This is a genomic window from Streptomyces sp. Tu 2975 (assembly GCF_009832925.1).
In the GTDB taxonomy this organism is placed as follows: domain Bacteria; phylum Actinomycetota; class Actinomycetes; order Streptomycetales; family Streptomycetaceae; genus Streptomyces.
Map to the genome: position 1 here is coordinate 4,135,525 of NZ_CP047140.1, position 15,156 is coordinate 4,150,680.

Consider the following 15,156-nt stretch of genomic DNA (forward strand, 5'->3'; position numbering starts at 1 on the left):
CATCACGTCTCCAGCAGCCGCTGCCCCACGTACTCGCCCTTCTTCGGCGCCGCGGGCACGGCGAACAGTCCGCTCGCCTCGTGCCGGATGAACGCCGAGAGGGCGTCGCCCCGGTCCAGCTTGCGCTGCACCGGCACGAAGCCGCGCAGCGGATCGGCCTGCCAGCAGATGAAGAGCAGCCCGGCGTCGGGGGTTCCGTCCGGGCCGAACCCGTCGTGGAAGGAGAAGGGCCGGCGCAGCATCGCGGCTCCGCCGTTCTGCTCCGGTGCGGAGATGCGGGCGTGCGCGTTCTCCGGCACGACCAGCTTTCCGTCGGGCCCGGTCTTGTCGAGGGCGAGCTCCGACGTCTCCGTGCCGCCGGTCAGCGGGGCGCCGTCCGCCTTCCGCCGTCCGATGACCTGCTCCTGTTTGTGGAGAGAGAGCTTCTCCCAGTCGTCGAGCAGCATCCGGATGCGGCGCACGACGGCGTAGGACCCGCCGTCCAGCCACGGATGGTCGCTGCCGGACGGTACGAAGAGCCGCTGCTCGAAGTCGGGTTCCGACGGCTTGGGATTTCCGGTGCCGTCGACCTGTCCCATCAGGTTGCGGGCCGTCATCGGCTGCGCGGTCGCGCCCGGCGAGCGGTTGAAGCCGTTCATCTGCCAGCGCACGCGGGCCGCCGTACCCGCCGCCTTCTGGATCGCGCGCAGCGCGTGGAAGGCGACGAGAGCGTCGTCGGCCCCGATCTGCACCCAGAGGTCGCCGTCGGAACGTCCCGCGTCCAACTGGTCGGAGGAGAACGCCGGCAGCGGGTCGAGGCCTGGCGGCCGCTGCGCCACCAGGGCCGTCCGGTCGAAGAAGGAGCGGCCGAATCCGAAGGTGACGGTCAGCGAGGACGGTCCCGCGTCCAGTGCGACGCCCGTGTCGCCGTCGCCGGCGGGCCGGCCTGCCATCAGGTCGGCGGCCAGGGCCGACCAGCGCCGCATCAGCGCCGCCGCCTCCTTGCGCCCGGCGCCGGGCGTGAGGTCGAAGGCGACCAGGTGGCCGTGCGCCTGCTGTGGTTCGGTGATGCCTGCCTGGTGCGGGCGGTCGTGGAAGGCGACGCCCGTGGACCCGACCGTCGCGAGCGCCGTGGGGCTCTCCTCGGCCACCGCGTACGCCGCGGCGCCGCCCGCCGCGCCCAGCACGAGACCGCTCGCACCGGCGGCGCCCGCCGTGCCGAGCAGTCGTCGTCTGGAGATGCCGTCGTGGCGGGCGGAGGCGCCGGTCGCAGGAGTCAGGGGTGTCACGGTGGTTCAGCCGATCTTGATGTTCTCGTCGATGGTCGTCTGGTCGATGTCCGAGGTCCGCACGGTCACCTTGACCTGCCAGTCGCCCGGCATCGGGATCTGGACGGCGCTCGCGGTCCAGTGTCCCGCGGTGATGCGGTCCGGGGTGATGGGCAGCGGGCCGATCTCCTTGGCCTTGAGGGTGAAGGAGACCTTCACCTCCGGGGCGTCCAGCGCCTTGCCGTCCGGTGACTCGATCCACACATGCATGTCGTTTGCGCCGGAGAGCGCCGGGTCCAGGCTGAGCCGCACCGTTCCCTTGCCGCTGGGGCCGCCGGTGTCGAACGGCATCCTGATCTCGGTCGGGCCCGCCGGAGCGGCGGGCGCGGCCTGCGCGTTGCCGGCCTTGGCGGTCTCTTCCGTACGGCCCGGCTCGGTGGAGGTGAGCACGGTCGTCACAGCGAGCAGCACCACCGCGACGCCTGTTTCCGCCAGCACGGAACGGCGTAGTCCCGAACGCTCGTGGTCCGCGTCCCGGTTCCGCTTCCGCTCGGCCGTCGCCACGGCGGCCTTCTGCCGGGCGAGCTGGGCGTCGCGCGCGGGATCGGCGGGGGCGCCCGTGTCCTTGTCCTTCTCCGCTGACTCTTCGGCCTCTGCGACCTCCGCGGCCTCTGTGACCTCTTCGGCCTCCGCGACCTCGGCGAGCTGCGCCGTCCAGCGCCGGGAGATCCACGCGACGCCGAGCATGACGGCGACGAGCCCCACCTTCAGCAGCAGCAGTTGCCCGTACGTCGTTCCGGTCAGCGCCGACCACGAGCCGACCTGCCGCCACGACTGGTACAGCCCGGTCGCGGCCAGCACCACGACGCTGGTGAAGGCGACGGTGGAGAACCGCCGGACCGCGCGGCGTTCGATCGCCGCCGACCGGTAGAGAGCGGTCAGCAGCGTGGCGAGGCCGCCGAGCCAGGCGGCGACGGCCAGCAGGTGCAGCACGTCGACGGGCATCGCGAAGGCCGACTGGATGCCGGTCGAGGCGTGCTCGGACAGCGCCCAGGTCGCGGCGATCCCGGCGGCGACGACCGTGCCGCCGATGGCGAGCCCGAAGCTCAGGTCCTTCTTCTCGGCCCCCTCCTCGCGCTTCGCGAACGCGCCGAACAGGACGGCCACGAACAGCGCGGCGGCCCCGAGCAGCAACAGCCGTGAGACGAGAGCCGCTCCGGTCTTGGTCTCGAGAACAGCGGGCAGCGCCCCGAGGTCGAGGACGTCGGCGAGGCTGCCCGAGGCGGTGTAGGGCCCCCGCAGCAGCAGCATGGCGAGGGTGGACGCGGTCATGGCGACCCAGCCGTGCACGACCAGGCGCTGCACCGGCCGTACCGCCGCACCGCGCTGCCAGCACAGCAGCACGAAGGCCGCGCCGCCGGCGAGCAGGACGAAACCGGCGTACGCGACATAGCGCGCGACGCCGTACAGGAAGCCGACGATCCCGCCGCCGGCCTCCTCCTCCGGCAGCGCGACCTTCGTGCTGGAAGGGGCACCGATGGAGAAGGTGAAGGCGCCGGAGACCGGATGGCTGTCGGCGGAGACGGCCTTCCAGGCGACGGTGTACGTGCCGTCGGGCAGGCCGGCGTGGAGATCGACGCCGTAGGCGACGGTGCCCCCGGTACCGAGATCGCGGACCTTGGCGGTGTCGGCGCGCTTACCGCTCGGCTCCAGGACCCGGATCGAGTCGTCGCCCATGGCGATCTGCTCGGAGAAGGTCAGGGTGACCTCCTTGGGCGCGGTGGCCACCACCGCCCCGTCCTTCGGGTTGCTCCCGGTCAGCGCGGCGTGGGCCGCCGCGGGGGTCGCGCCGGCCAGCAGCGCGCCGAGGAGCGTGCCCATCAGCACGGTCACGGCGAGCAGCACCCGGACCGGGAACCGTCCGAAGCGCGGGGCGGTGGCTGTCATCATCTGATCAGTCCCTCGATGCTCAGTGCTTCTGCGGGTTGTGGGCGGTCTCCTTCACGGGGAGCTCGACCTTGATCGGGTCCGACTTCTCGAAGTGCAGTTCGACGGAGACCTTCTCGCCCTGCTTCGGCTGCTGCTTGAGTGCCATGAACATGATGTGGTTGCCACCACGTTCGAGGTCGAGCTCGCCGCCGGCCGGGATGTCGAAGGACGACACCTCCCGCATCTTCTGGTTCTTCGTCTCGTGGATCGTGACGTCGTCCGAAATGGTGCTGGTGACCGAGGTGAGCTTGTCCGCGCTGCCGCCCTCGTTCTCGACGGTCAGGAAGCCGGCGGCCATGTCGCCGACCGGCTGCGGCACGAAGCCGCCACTGACCTTCAACTCGGGCTCGCTGTCGGACGAGCAGCCCGTGAGGGCCAGGCCGACGCCCAGCGCGACGGCGACGACGGCGGTACGGACGCGTCGGGTCACGGCTTCTCGCCCTCGATCAGCTTCGGCAGGTCCGCCGCCCATTCGTCCGCCGTGGTGTCCTCGCCGTACAGGACGTAGCCCTGGTCCGTCTTCGGGGAGAAGGCGACGACCTGGGCGCCGTGCATGGAGACGACGGTGCCGTTCTTCTCCTTCTTCGGGGCGTCGATACCGATGCCGATCTGGCGCGCCCCCGCCTGAATGGTCGGGAAGTCGCCGGTCAGTCCGATGAAGGACGGGTCACCGGCGCTGGGCAGCCACTTGGCGAGCTCGGCCGCGGTGTCCCGCTCGGGGTCGGTGGTGACGAAGACGACCTGGAGCTTGTCCTGGTCGGCCTTGGGCAGTTGCTTCCTGGCGACGGAGAGGTTGCTCATCGTCAGGGGGCAGACGTCGGGGCAGTGCGTGTAGCCGAAGTAGATCAGCGTCGGCCGGCCCTTGGTCCGCTCGCGCAGGTCGAACTTCTTGCCGCTGGTGTCGGTCAGTACGAGATCCGGCTTGGTGTACGGCTGCGTGAGCACCGTCGCGGCCTTCGTCTTCGCTTCCGCGGAGACCTGACTGACGGGGCTGTCGTCACCGGAGTCGTTCTGGGTGACGGCGAAGCCCGCCGCCACGGCGAACGCGACCGTGACGGCGAGCGCCGCGACCAGCGGCGCTCGCCGGCTGCGGCGGGGCTCCCCGTCGCTCTTGGGGTTGTGCATGGGGTTCTCTTTCAAAGCGGTTCGGTACGGGGCCGGTCAGGCCGAGCGGCGGCGTCCGGCGAGCACGCCGAAGGCCACGCCCGCGGCACCGACGAGGATGCCGACGACACCAAGGATGCGGGCGGTGGAGTCGCTGCTGTCGGCGGAGGCGGAAGCGGAGGACGTGGCCTCCTTCTCCTCGTGGTCCGAGGCCTTGGCGTCGTCCCCGGCGGCGGCACCGGTCGCGCCCGCGCCGTGGTGGTCGTCGCCGGCGGCCGACAGCTTGAGGACGGGAGCGGGGGCCTCGGGCTCCTCGCCACCCTCCACGGGCTCCTCGATCCAGCGCACGACCTCCTTGTTGTCGTACGTCTGGATGGCCTTGAACACCATCTGGTCGGCGTCCTCGGGCAGCCGGCCGAGCGAGAGCGGGAACTGCTGGAACTGGCCCGGCCCGATCTTGCTGCCGTCGGCGGTCCAGGTGACCTTGGTGACCGCTTCGGTGATCTGCTTGCCGTGCACCTCGAGGGGCTTGTCCAGCTTGGACTTGGCGACGGTGACCTTCCAGCCCTGTACCGGCTGCGGCATCACGGACGACAGCGGGTGCTCGGCCGGCAGGTTGATCTCGACCTTGACGGTCGAGGCGTTGTCGCGCTCGTTGGGCACCTTGACGTTGACGACGGCGTAACCGCCCTTGGCGGCCTCGCCCTGCGGCTGGACGCCGACGTGCGCGAAGGCGGTACCGGAGAACAGCAGCACCGAGGTGGCGGCGACGGCGGACGCGGCGGCGATACGGGAAACGTTCATGACAGAAAGCTCCACGGTGGAGGAGAAGGGAGGTGTGCCGGCACCGCAAGGGTGTGCGCGGGCACCGCGGCACCACTCCCGTCGAGCGGGCCGCGTCAGGCGCTGAGGACGAATACGGGCGGCGGCCCGCGTCTGATCACCGTGTGCTGAAGTTCCTGACCTGCACCGGGCAGAGGAGGCCCGTCCACCGGCGGCGCGAGGCCCGGCCCGGCGCCCGGTGACCGCGGAAGCCCCGCCCGCAGGGCGCGCACCAGGACCAGTGCGGCCCGCAACGGGCGCAACCACGCGGCCTGGGCGATGTCGTGGGCCGATTCGGCCGACAGCCGGATCAGCCGCGACAGCGCCGCGTCGCCGCGGCGCATCAGCAGTCCGGTCGCGACGGCCGCCAACAGGTGCCCGAGCAGCATGGGCAGCGAGGGCAGCAGTTCCGGCGCGGTCACCGCCTGGGCGGTGTGCGTGTGCGCCGTATGGGCGGCCGGATCGATGCCCGCCATGGTGACGATGCGGCGGGCTTCCACGGGGCTCATGGCGGAGGCCCCCGCTCCGCACACCAGCTTCGCCGCCAGTCTGATCAGGGCGTCGTCGGCCGTCGGCGCCAGCCGCAGGTGACCCTGGCCGGTTGCGAAAAGCGTGTGCAGGGCGAGCTGCCCGGCGGTGAGCACTCCGGCGATTGCGGGCAGCGAACGCTCCCGGCCGGTGAACGGCAGGACGACGACGAAGACCCCGAGGAAGCCGACGGCCAGGGTCCACAGGGGACCGCCCGGCAGGCGGCGAGCACATGTCCTGTCGCGGACAGCACGACGCAGACCGCGGTGAACACCGCGGCCCTCAGCAGCCGTGGACCGGCTCCGGCGCGCGCTTGGCGTATGGACGACATGGCCGGCTCATCATCGCACTGCGGTCCGGTCGGCCGTACGGCAGGTCCGGAAGATCCCCTTTGCCGACATACACCGGTGGGTGCGTATCGCGCATCCGCCGAACGAGGGCCGTCAGCGCGACGATGCGCTTACGCAGCGTGCCTTGGGGCAATACGTATCGGTATGTCGAGCCGCGGCCAGGAGGCTGGAGCATGAGCATCTGGTGGTCCCTCCATTTGCGGCGCGAGGCTGCGAGCGTGCCGCTCGCACGGCGCCTGTTGCTGGGCACCATGGAGACCGCGGGCGTCGATCCGGACATCTCCTACGACCTGTCGGTCGCGCTGACCGAGGCGTGCGCCAACGCCGTCGAGCACGGCGGCGACCGGGACACCGACGAAGCGTCCCGGGACTACCGCGTGACGGCCTACCTGGACGGCGAGAAGTGCCGCATCGAGGTGGCCGATTCGGGCCCGGGCTTTCCCGTCGGCGGTGCCACCCTGCGCGGCCACAGCGCCGCCCCGGCACCCGACCATGCCGAAAGCGGCCGGGGTCTGTGCCTGATCGAGCAGCTCGCCGACCATGTTCACGTCCGCAACGGGCCCGGGCGCGGTGCCGTGGTCAGCTTCGACAAGATCCTCAAATGGCGTGAGGGCGCGCTGCTCGGCGTGTCGTGAGCAGCGCGCCCTCACTCCGGGGCGTGTCCCGTCGGATCAGCTCTGGAGCGAGGCCATCCAGGCCTCGACCTCGTCGGCCTGGCGCGGCAGCGCGGCGGAGAGGTTCCTGTTGCCGTCCTCGGTGACGAGGATGTCGTCCTCGATACGGACGCCGATGCCGCGGTACTCCTCGGGCACGGTCAGGTCGTCGGCCTGGAAGTACAGACCGGGCTCGACCGTCAGGCACATGCCCGGCTCGAGGGTGCCGTCGACGTACGCCTCCGTGCGTGCGGCGGCGCAGTCGTGGACGTCCATGCCGAGCATGTGGCCGGTGCCGTGGAGCGTCCAGCGGCGCTGCAGTCCCAGTTCGATCACGCGCTCGACGGGGCCTTCGACCAGACCCCACTCGACGAGCTTCTCGGCGAGCACCCGCTGCGAGGCGTCGTGGAAGTCGCGGTACTTGGCACCGGGCCTGACGGCCGCGATGCCGGCCTCCTGGGCCTCGTACACGGCGTCGTAGATCTTGCGCTGGATCTCCGTGTACCGGCCGCTGATGGGCAGCGTGCGGGTGACGTCCGCGGTGTAGAGCGTGTGGGTCTCCACGCCGGCGTCGAGCAGCAGCAGGTCGCCGGAGCGGACGGGGCCGTCGTTGCGCACCCAGTGCAGGGTGGTCGCGTGCGGGCCGGCGGCACAGATGGAGCCGTAGCCGACGTCGTTGCCCTCGACCCGGGCGCGCAGGAAGAACGTGCCCTCGATGTAGCGCTCGCTGGTGGCCTGTGCCTTGTCGAGGACCTTGACGACGTCCTCGAAGCCGCGGGCGGTGGAGTCGCAGGCCTTCTGCAGCTCGCCGATCTCGAACTCGTCCTTCACGGCGCGGGCTTCCGAGAGGAAGACCCGCAGCTCCTCGTCACGCTCCCTGGTGACCTTGTCGGTCAGCGCGGCCTCGATGGAAGCGTCGTGACCGCGGACGACCCGTACCGGGCCGGTGGCCTCGCTCAGCTTGCCGGCCAGCTCCCGGACGTCCTCGGCGGGAATGCCCAGCAGCTGCTCGGCCTCCGCGAGGGAGTGGCGGCGGCCGACCCACAGCTCGCCCTGGCCCGACAGCCAGAACTCACCGTTCTCACGGTTGGAGCGCGGCAGGAGGTAGATGGTGGCGACGTGGCCCTCGCCCCTGGGCTCCAGCACCAGGACGCCGTCCTCGGTCTGGTCGCCGGTCAGGTAGGCGTACTCGGTCGATGCGCGGAAGCTGTACTCGGTGTCGTTCGAGCGGGTCTTCAGATTGCCCGCGGGGACGACCAGTCGCTCACCGGGGAAGCGCGCCGAGAGCGCGGCCCGTCGGGCCGCGGTGTTCGCGGTCTGCGCGATGGGCTCGAGACCGTGCAGCTCGGTGTCGGCCCAGCCGGTGGTCATGTTCTCGGCCAGCTCGTCGGACACGCCCGGGTACAGGCCGTTCTTGCGCTGCTTGATCGGCTGCTCCTCGCCCTCCGCGCCTGCTGCGTCAGCAGCAAGATCGGTTTCCGCCGGGGTGAGCTCCTCAGCCACGTCTGCCTCCTGGGCTTGTCGGCCTTGACCGTTACGACACATTGCCCCCTCCGCCGGGTCGGCGAGGGGACGCTTCCATCGTATGTGTGACCGGAAGAGGCCGGAAAGGGTGTGAGGAATCAGTCAAATCGGGCAGCGAGCAGGACGATGTCCTCCCCGTCGCCGGTGCTGTCGGGTCCGGCGGGTAGCACGGTCCGCAGGACGTGGTCGGCGATCGCCGCCGGGTCTCCGCGCAGCGCCCGCGGGACGCCGGCCGCCGCGGAGTGGAGCCGGATGAAGGCGCGGTCCATGGGGTCGCCGGTACGCCGCAGCAGTCCGTCCGTGTACAGCAGCACCGTTTCTCCCGGCTGGGGACGGAGTTCGACGCTCGGCGCCTCCCAGCAGGCGAGCATCCCCAGCGGAGCCGACAGCGAGGTCTCGACGAATTCGGTGCGCTGCTCGCCGAGCACCAGCGGCGGCGTGTGACCGGCGCCGGCCAGCACGATCTTCCGCTCCGCGGGTTCGGCGTAGGCGAAGAGCGCGGTCGCCGTGCGCGCGGGCTCGGTGAGACGCAGCAGCAGCTCGAGGTCGGACAGGACGGCGACCGGATCCTCCCCCTCCATCACCGCGTACGCCCGCAGCGAGGCCCGCAGTCTGCCCATCGCGGCGAGCGCGCTGGGGCCGCGGCCGCTGACCGAGCCGACCGCGAGTCCGAGGGCTCCCTCGGGCAGCGGCAGCGCGTCGTACCAGTCACCGCCGCCGCGAGGGCCGCTGTGATGCCTGGCGGCGAGCTGGACGCCCGGCACCCGGGGCAGTCTGCTGGGCAGCAGCTCCTCGGCGACGGTCGCGACGGTCGCGCGCGCCTGCTCCAGTTCGAGCAGGCGGGCCAGGTGCTCGGAGGCGGAGCGCATGTAGAGGCCGACCAGGTGGCACTGGCGCTCGACCGGTGCGGCCGGTTCGTCGTAGAGCCAGACGGCCGCGCCGAGTGTGCCGGAGGCATCTGTGGCCAGCGGCACTGTGTAACTGGCCGAATAGCCGAGGCGGACGGCGACCTCGCGGTGCAGGGGGTGGAGCGAGTCGTCGCCGAGCAGGTCGGGATGGGCGATGGGTCCAGGGGCACCGGAGCGGCCGCCTTCGAGGATGCGGCCGTACGCCGTCGCGCCGCGCGGGACCGTCTCGATGTGGCCGAGGTCGGAGCGCGTGAGGCCGAGGCCTTTGGCGAGGCCCGGCCCGCGGTCGTCCTCGAGCGGGCTGTCGCGGGCGGCGTCCCGGGGCGGTTCGAGGACGACCATGCCGCGGCGGGCACCGACGAGTGCGGCGCCCGCACCGAGCAGTTCCTCGAGGGCGTCGTCGAGGGTGCCGGTTCTGATCAGTCGCTCGGTGAGTTCGTGGAGCGTGGTGAGGTCCGAGACCCAGCCGGCCAAGCGGTCCTGAAGCACCGCTCCGGCCGCGGGGGGCGCGGCGGGGGCGGGGGGCAGGGTTGCGGGAGTGTGCGCGGGGGAAGGAACCGTTGAGTCGATTCCAGCCACTTTCGGCAGGTGAGGGGCGCTCATGGCAGCCGGCTTTCCGGCAGGTGCGTTTCGCTCAATAGCATCGCAAACCCCCATGTCATTCTGCGCCGCTATCAGTGCATCCACATCTACACGCACCCATAAGGTGATGTCCAGCACTGTCCCGGTGGGATTGATGGTGTCCGGGCGGTTTGGGGGTATCCGTTAACTTGGCCGAAAAATGCGTGTGATGGCGGTCGATTGGGGTCGACTGAGGGCGTTCGGCAGGAGGTCCCCCAGGGCGAAGGCCTAGGGGGAAAGCGTCATTGCAAGCGTGCTGGGTACGTAAACGGTGATGGCCAGGGGCAGTTGAAAGCGCCCCGGAACCTGGCCGCGGGCCCCGGCGTCCTAACACCCGGAGGCCGCGCCTCATCCCCGGGTGGTGGGGAAGCAGTACAGCGGGACAGCAAGCGCCAGGCGCGCGCCACCCCTCGCCACACGTTTAATGGACTACAGCCCACGTTCGGCCCTCGGGCGACGATCCTGTCGCCGGCGAAATCGAGGGCCCGCCCATGCCGGCGGCAAGGGCGATGACGCCGATCAGTACGCGCACTTGTACGCACAGTAATGAGCTGCACACGAGATGTGATGTGGACCCCGGCGTTCAACGGAAAGGAACGAGCGCTCATGCGCGAGATCCTCGGAAGGCGACGCAGGCTCCGGTACCGGCGCAAGAAGGGGCCTGTTCAGCTTGAAGCGGCGCTGACCTTCGCCGTCGAGTGGCAATGGCCCGTGCTTCCCGGTGCAGGACTGAAATCGGCCGGTGGGGACCGGTCGGAGGGCCGCGGGAGAAGCCGTGGCGACCGTGGGTGCGCCTGCCCCGACCCCGAGTGTGTCGTCCCCGGCGCCCATCCCTTCGATCCCGGCCTCCTCGCCGCCACCTCCGACGAGCGGATGATCCGCTGGTGGTGGACCAACCGGCCGACTGCCCCGATCATGCTGGCCACCGGTGGCCCGTCCCGGGCCACGGGCTCCGGTGAGGGTCGCGCGCCCTGTGCCGTGAGCCTGCCCGCGGTGGCCGCTTCGCGGGCGCTGTCCGTGCTGGACCGGATGGACATGCGACTCGGACCGGTGGTCGCCACCCCCACCCGCTGGTCGCTGCTGGTGGCCCCGTACACCCTGGAACAGCTCGGCGAGCTGCTCTTCGTCAAGGACTGCGTGCCCAGTTCGCTGCGCTTCCACGGTAGCGGCGGCTATCTGGTGCTGCCCCCTTCGGAGACCGGAACCGGTCTGGTGCGTTGGGAGCGGGCGCCGCTGCCCGGGTCCGCGGCGCCGTGGCTGCCCGACGTCGAAGCGGTCGTGGACGCTCTCGTCGAGGCGAGCGCGAGCGATGCCGGAAGCGGTCTCTATCCGCCGGAGGCGGGAGAGGGCAGCCGGCTCACGTACTGACGCCGGCCCGGCAGCGCCGTCACGAACGGCCGCGCAGGCGGCTGCCACGGCTCCCACGTCGACCCCGGCTCATCACTCGTACGGGTACAGGTGGGCCGAGTCGGCAGGGACATGGGCGCGCGGCGGCCGCGGGGCCCCGGTCCGCCGATATCTTCGGGCAGTCGTGTCCGAACCCCGCAGTCGGCAGGTGGCCCATGAATCTCCGCATGATCGGGCTCGCCGCCGTGGTGGTGACGGCCACGCTGGTACCGATCGTCGCGTCGGCCGGACCGGCGGCAGGCCCGCGACCGGCGACCGGAACGGGAACCGCTCCCACCGACGACGCGAAGGGCTCCGGAGCGGCCGGGCCCGGTCTGCCGGCGGGGCTCGAGGCGTCCGAAGGCGACGGCATGGGAGCGGCCGGAGCCGTCGGCACCCGGGACAAGGCCGCGGAGGCGGGGCGCGAAGAGTCCGGCGGCGACGGTGACGCCGTCCCGCGGACGGACTCCCGATGTGGGCCGGAACTCGCCTCTGCCGACGGCATCGAGGCGCAGACCTGTGTGATCAACCGGGGCGGTCAAACCTGGGGCCGCACCTATTACCGCAATGCGACCGGTGAGGAATTGACGTCCGTACTCGCTCTGATGGCACCGGGCGGACGCACTGTGCAGACCAACTGCAAGGTCGAGGCGGGCGATGAGCCACGCACTTGCGAAACTCCTCGTGAGCCTTCGGCCGGCAGTGCTTCCGACTACAGGGCGATCGCCGAGTTCGCCGAGTTCGCCGTTCACGACGGAACGGGAGACGGGCCGCTGCTGCTCCGCTCCGGGAGCAACTCCCAAGAGTCCACGGGCCGTTGAGGCGCCGGAGGCGTCCGGGGAAATGGAAACGCCCGATCGCTGGCGACGGGGGATGCACCAGCGACCGGGCTTCCAGAACGGTAACAAGAGATCTGCGGTTCGCAAATTCGATCTCTCGTATTCGGACAGCGATTTACCTTCCGAATGAGCGAGTTGTGACAGGTGTCACCCGTCTCGCACGGGTAATCGTCACTCTCAGCTGAGCGTCACCTGGCGGTTCGTGAGACCGCCGCGTGACCGGCGTTCCTCGGCGGTGAGCGGGGTGTCGCTCTCCAGCGCGGTGGACAGCCGCTCGGCGAACTCGGCGGCAGGCTTCTCGCACTCCTCGGCGCCCATGGTGGTCGGCAGGTCCCAGACCGGAACCATCAGCCCGTGCGCACGGAAGGAGCCCACCAGACGGGTCCCTTCACCGAGCGACGAGGTGCCCGCCGCGTGCAGCCTCGCCAGCGCGTCGAGCAACTGCTCCTCGGGGTGCGGCATGACCCAGCGGAGGTGGTTCTTGTCCGGCGTCTCGCACCAGTAGGCGGCGTCGACGCCCGAGAGCTTCACCGTCGGGATCGCCGCGGCGTTGGCGCGTTCGAGGGAGGCGGCGACCTCGGGGGAGGCCTGCTCGGCCGAAGCCGGGACCCAGAACTCGAAACCGGAGTGGACGGTCGGCTCGAAAGCGGCGTCCGGGTCGAGCAGGTCCTGCAGCCGCACGCCTTCGGCCGGGGCGGTGGCGGCGGTGACCGGGGTGCCGGGCTCGGCGGTGAGCGCACGCTGCAGCGTTCCGGCGAGGTCGCGGCTGAGATCACCGGAGGGGGTGTCGTTCTGCAGACCGAGGAGGACGGAGCCGTCGTCGCGCCGCAGGGCGGGCCATGCCATGGGCAGTACCGTCGCGAGCGTCACGGAGGGCACGCCCTCGGGAAGACCGCTCTTCAGGGTGAGTTCGACGGTCGCGGCGGGCACCAGCTCGCGCAGCGCCACCCAGTCGCACTCGCCCGGCAGCCCCTCGAACGGGCGCTGGACCAGCTCAGTCACGGCATGGGACGCCGCTCGGCCGTGACATGCCTTGTAGCGGCGGCCGGAGCCGCAGGGGCAGGGTTCGCGGGCTCCCACCACCGGGACCGGCTCGTCGACGCCTGCGGTGCGGGCCCCGTTCCTGAGCTGAGGCTTCGTCGCCTTCGTCTGGGGGCGCTTCTTGGCCATGGTGTGGCTTTCTCCCGATTGCGGCGGTGCTGTGTCGGGCGCGAGCCTAGCCGTACGCCGCCTCCGTGGGGGAGCAGCGGGGCGAGGCGCCCCGGAAGTCCACGCCGCGGAGGTGGTCGAAGTCGTCGAAGTCGCCGAAGCTGTCGCAGCTTACGACGCGCTGAGCCTGCCGGTGGCGCCGGCTGCCGGAGCCGACGGGACTTCGAAGCTGCCGGACGCCCGGGGCGTTGAAACCACCGGAGCCACCGAGCCACCGAGCCACCGAGCCACCGGAGCCACCGGAGTAACCGGCGCGCCGGGCCCGCTGAAGCCGTCGGCAGTACCGGAACCGTCGAAGCTGAACCGGCGCTGCGCGTTCGCTCAGGCACCGGCCGTTGCCTTCCCCTCCGGCTCGCCCCGTTCCGACGCACGGCCACGCGGACCGGTTGAAAGCCCGGCGGGCAGACGTCAGTCGAGATCGTCGAAAGCGTCCGCGAAGTCGAACGCGGGACCGCCGACGCGCGTAGCGAAATCTTCGCGGCGGTGCCCTTCCGTGACGATCACCCAGACGGTGACCTCACCGGCCGCGCTGTCGCGCACACCCCACTCCTGCGCCAGTGCCGTGATGATGTTGAGCCCGCGGCCGCCTCGTGCGGTGACCGAGGGCGTGGCCGGAACAGGGCGGGTCGGACCGCCTCCGTCCGTCACCTCGACCGTGAGCCGCCCCGCCTTGTCGACTTGCCACGCGGCCCGTACGTCACCGTCGCCGGCGTCCCCGTTCCCCAACGGCCTGCCGTGCCGGCAGGCGTTGCTGAGCAGCTCGGAAAGGATCAGCACTGCGTCGTCGACGACCGTTTCCGGGACACCACTGCGATTCAGCTGTTCGCGCATCCTGTGTCGCGCCTCACCCACGCCCGCAGGGCCATGGGGTACGGCCATGCTCGACGACGTGGGCACCTCCTGTGCCACCACAAACGCCACCCCCGAGACCTCCTTTGCCCCACGCCACGGTGTGAATGCCCCAATGGACTGGACCGGAAACCGGCCAGGGGCGGAGCAGTGACGTACTCGACACGATCGCCCACGCGCCGAACGCGCCGGTGCACTCCCCGCGAGTCGCCCCGAAGGCCGATGGGTGGAGGACGGACGAGCCGGATCAGAGGCGGCCCAGCTGTTCGAGCACCTGCTTGGGACGGTTGGTGATGATGGCCTCCACGCCGAGCCGCGCACACAGCTCGACGTCCTCCGGCTCGTTGACGGTCCAGACATGGACGGGGTGGCCCGCGCGGTGCAGCCTGGCGACGTAGCTCGGGTGGTTGCGTACGACACGAATGCCCGGACCGGCGATCCGCGCACCGGCGGGCAGTCGTCCGTCGCGCATCCGCGGCGTCATGAACTGCATCAGGTACACGGTGGGGAGCGTCGGCGCTGCGGCGGAGATCCGGCTGAGGGAGCGCGCCGAGAAGCTCATGACCCGGACCGCGGAGTCGGTGGGCGACGCCGGCGCGGCCAGACCGAACCGTCCCAGCAACTGGAGCAGCCGCTCCTCCACCTGTCCCGCCCAGCGGGTGGGGTGCTTGGTCTCGATGGCGAGCTCGACACGGCGTCCCGCGTCTGCCACCAGCTCCAGCAGCCGCTCCAGCGTGAGCACGGAGGTCAGGGACGGGTCCTTCCAGTCAGGGCTCTCCGCCGCGTCCTTCCACGAACCGAAGTCGAGCGCCGCGAGGTCCGCGAGCTCCAGGGCCGAAACCGCGCCCCGCCCGTTGGACGTGCGGTTCACCCGGCGGTCATGGACGCACACCAGATGACCGTCGGCGGTGAGCCGTACATCGCACTCGAGGGCGTCCGCGCCGTCCTCGATCGCCTTCCGGTAGGCGGCCAGGGTGTGCTCGGGGGCGTCTTCGGAGGCGCCGCGGTGCGCGACGACCTGGATGCTGTGCTGCCGTGCTTGGGTCACCGCGTCATGGTGTCATCGTCGCGGGGTAGGCGGCGTGCAGGGTGTCGAACAAGGTCCGGCACCGTGTGGATGCGGTCAG

General features: G+C 71.1%; 14 protein-coding genes and 1 pseudogene. 3 read left to right on the top strand and 12 right to left on the bottom strand.

The window, feature by feature from the left end:
• Positions 1-2 precede the first annotated feature (2 nt).
• The 6 genes and pseudogenes from efeB to GLX30_RS18290 all read right to left on the bottom strand — a co-directional run bounded on the left by efeB (position 3) and on the right by GLX30_RS18290 (position 6,021).
• Positions 3-1,268 carry an iron uptake transporter deferrochelatase/peroxidase subunit gene (gene efeB, locus GLX30_RS18265; RefSeq protein ID WP_159690007.1) on the bottom strand — a complete coding sequence of 422 codons (1,266 nt, stop codon included), beginning with the start codon at positions 1,266-1,268 and terminating at the stop codon, positions 3-5.
• Positions 1,269-1,274: 6 nt separating this feature from the next.
• On the bottom strand, positions 1,275-3,194 hold the full coding sequence (locus GLX30_RS18270; RefSeq protein WP_159695107.1) for a copper resistance protein CopC: 1,920 nt from the start codon (positions 3,192-3,194) through the stop codon (positions 1,275-1,277).
• A gap of 22 nt (positions 3,195-3,216) precedes the next feature.
• Entirely contained in the window at positions 3,217-3,708 is a 492-nt protein-coding gene (locus GLX30_RS18275; protein WP_159690010.1) for a copper chaperone PCu(A)C, read from the bottom strand.
• Positions 3,663-4,361, bottom strand: coding sequence for an SCO family protein (locus tag GLX30_RS18280; protein ID WP_244258204.1), 699 nt, complete (start codon positions 4,359-4,361; stop codon positions 3,663-3,665). The genes GLX30_RS18275 and GLX30_RS18280 overlap by 46 nt, the downstream gene beginning before the upstream one ends.
• 36 nt (positions 4,362-4,397) lie before the next feature.
• On the bottom strand, positions 4,398-5,144 hold the full coding sequence (locus GLX30_RS18285) for a YcnI family protein (RefSeq protein WP_159690013.1): 747 nt from the start codon (positions 5,142-5,144) through the stop codon (positions 4,398-4,400).
• 95 nt (positions 5,145-5,239) lie between these two features.
• Positions 5,240-6,021: pseudogene (locus GLX30_RS18290) on the bottom strand (hypothetical protein).
• A 192-nt stretch (positions 6,022-6,213) separates the two neighbouring features.
• Here GLX30_RS18290 and GLX30_RS18295 point away from each other — a divergent pair.
• On the top strand, positions 6,214-6,675 hold the full coding sequence (locus GLX30_RS18295; protein ID WP_159690016.1) for an ATP-binding protein: 462 nt from the start codon (positions 6,214-6,216) through the stop codon (positions 6,673-6,675).
• 36 nt (positions 6,676-6,711) lie between these two features.
• Here the strand turns inward: GLX30_RS18295 and GLX30_RS18300 are convergent, their stop codons facing one another.
• Both GLX30_RS18300 and GLX30_RS18305 read right to left on the bottom strand, forming a co-directional pair.
• Complete coding sequence (locus tag GLX30_RS18300; RefSeq protein ID WP_208545436.1) at positions 6,712-8,196, bottom strand: aminopeptidase P family protein; 1,485 nt, start codon at positions 8,194-8,196, stop codon at positions 6,712-6,714.
• A gap of 119 nt (positions 8,197-8,315) precedes the next feature.
• A complete protein-coding gene (locus GLX30_RS18305; RefSeq protein ID WP_208545437.1) occupies positions 8,316-9,845 on the bottom strand; it encodes a PP2C family protein-serine/threonine phosphatase in 1,530 nt (509 codons plus the stop codon).
• Positions 9,846-10,352: 507 nt separating this feature from the next.
• Between GLX30_RS18305 and GLX30_RS18310 the strand changes: the two genes are divergently transcribed.
• Complete coding sequence (locus tag GLX30_RS18310; protein ID WP_159690022.1) at positions 10,353-11,114, top strand: bifunctional DNA primase/polymerase; 762 nt, start codon at positions 10,353-10,355, stop codon at positions 11,112-11,114.
• A gap of 194 nt (positions 11,115-11,308) precedes the next feature.
• Positions 11,309-11,953, top strand: coding sequence for a hypothetical protein (locus GLX30_RS18315; RefSeq protein WP_159690025.1), 645 nt, complete (start codon positions 11,309-11,311; stop codon positions 11,951-11,953).
• A 195-nt stretch (positions 11,954-12,148) separates the two neighbouring features.
• Here the strand turns inward: GLX30_RS18315 and GLX30_RS18320 are convergent, their stop codons facing one another.
• The 4 genes from GLX30_RS18320 to GLX30_RS18335 form a co-directional block, all read right to left on the bottom strand.
• A complete protein-coding gene (locus GLX30_RS18320) occupies positions 12,149-13,141 on the bottom strand; it encodes a DUF5926 family protein (RefSeq protein WP_159690028.1) in 993 nt (330 codons plus the stop codon).
• 46 nt (positions 13,142-13,187) lie between these two features.
• Positions 13,188-13,403 (bottom strand): hypothetical protein, encoded by a 216-nt coding sequence (locus GLX30_RS18325; RefSeq protein ID WP_159690031.1) that lies wholly within the window; start codon positions 13,401-13,403, stop codon positions 13,188-13,190.
• A 185-nt stretch (positions 13,404-13,588) separates the two neighbouring features.
• On the bottom strand, positions 13,589-14,146 hold the full coding sequence (locus GLX30_RS18330; RefSeq protein ID WP_159695110.1) for an ATP-binding protein: 558 nt from the start codon (positions 14,144-14,146) through the stop codon (positions 13,589-13,591).
• Between the two features lie 130 nt (positions 14,147-14,276).
• On the bottom strand, positions 14,277-15,077 hold the full coding sequence (locus GLX30_RS18335) for a glycerophosphodiester phosphodiesterase (protein ID WP_159690034.1): 801 nt from the start codon (positions 15,075-15,077) through the stop codon (positions 14,277-14,279).
• Positions 15,078-15,156 lie beyond the last annotated feature (79 nt).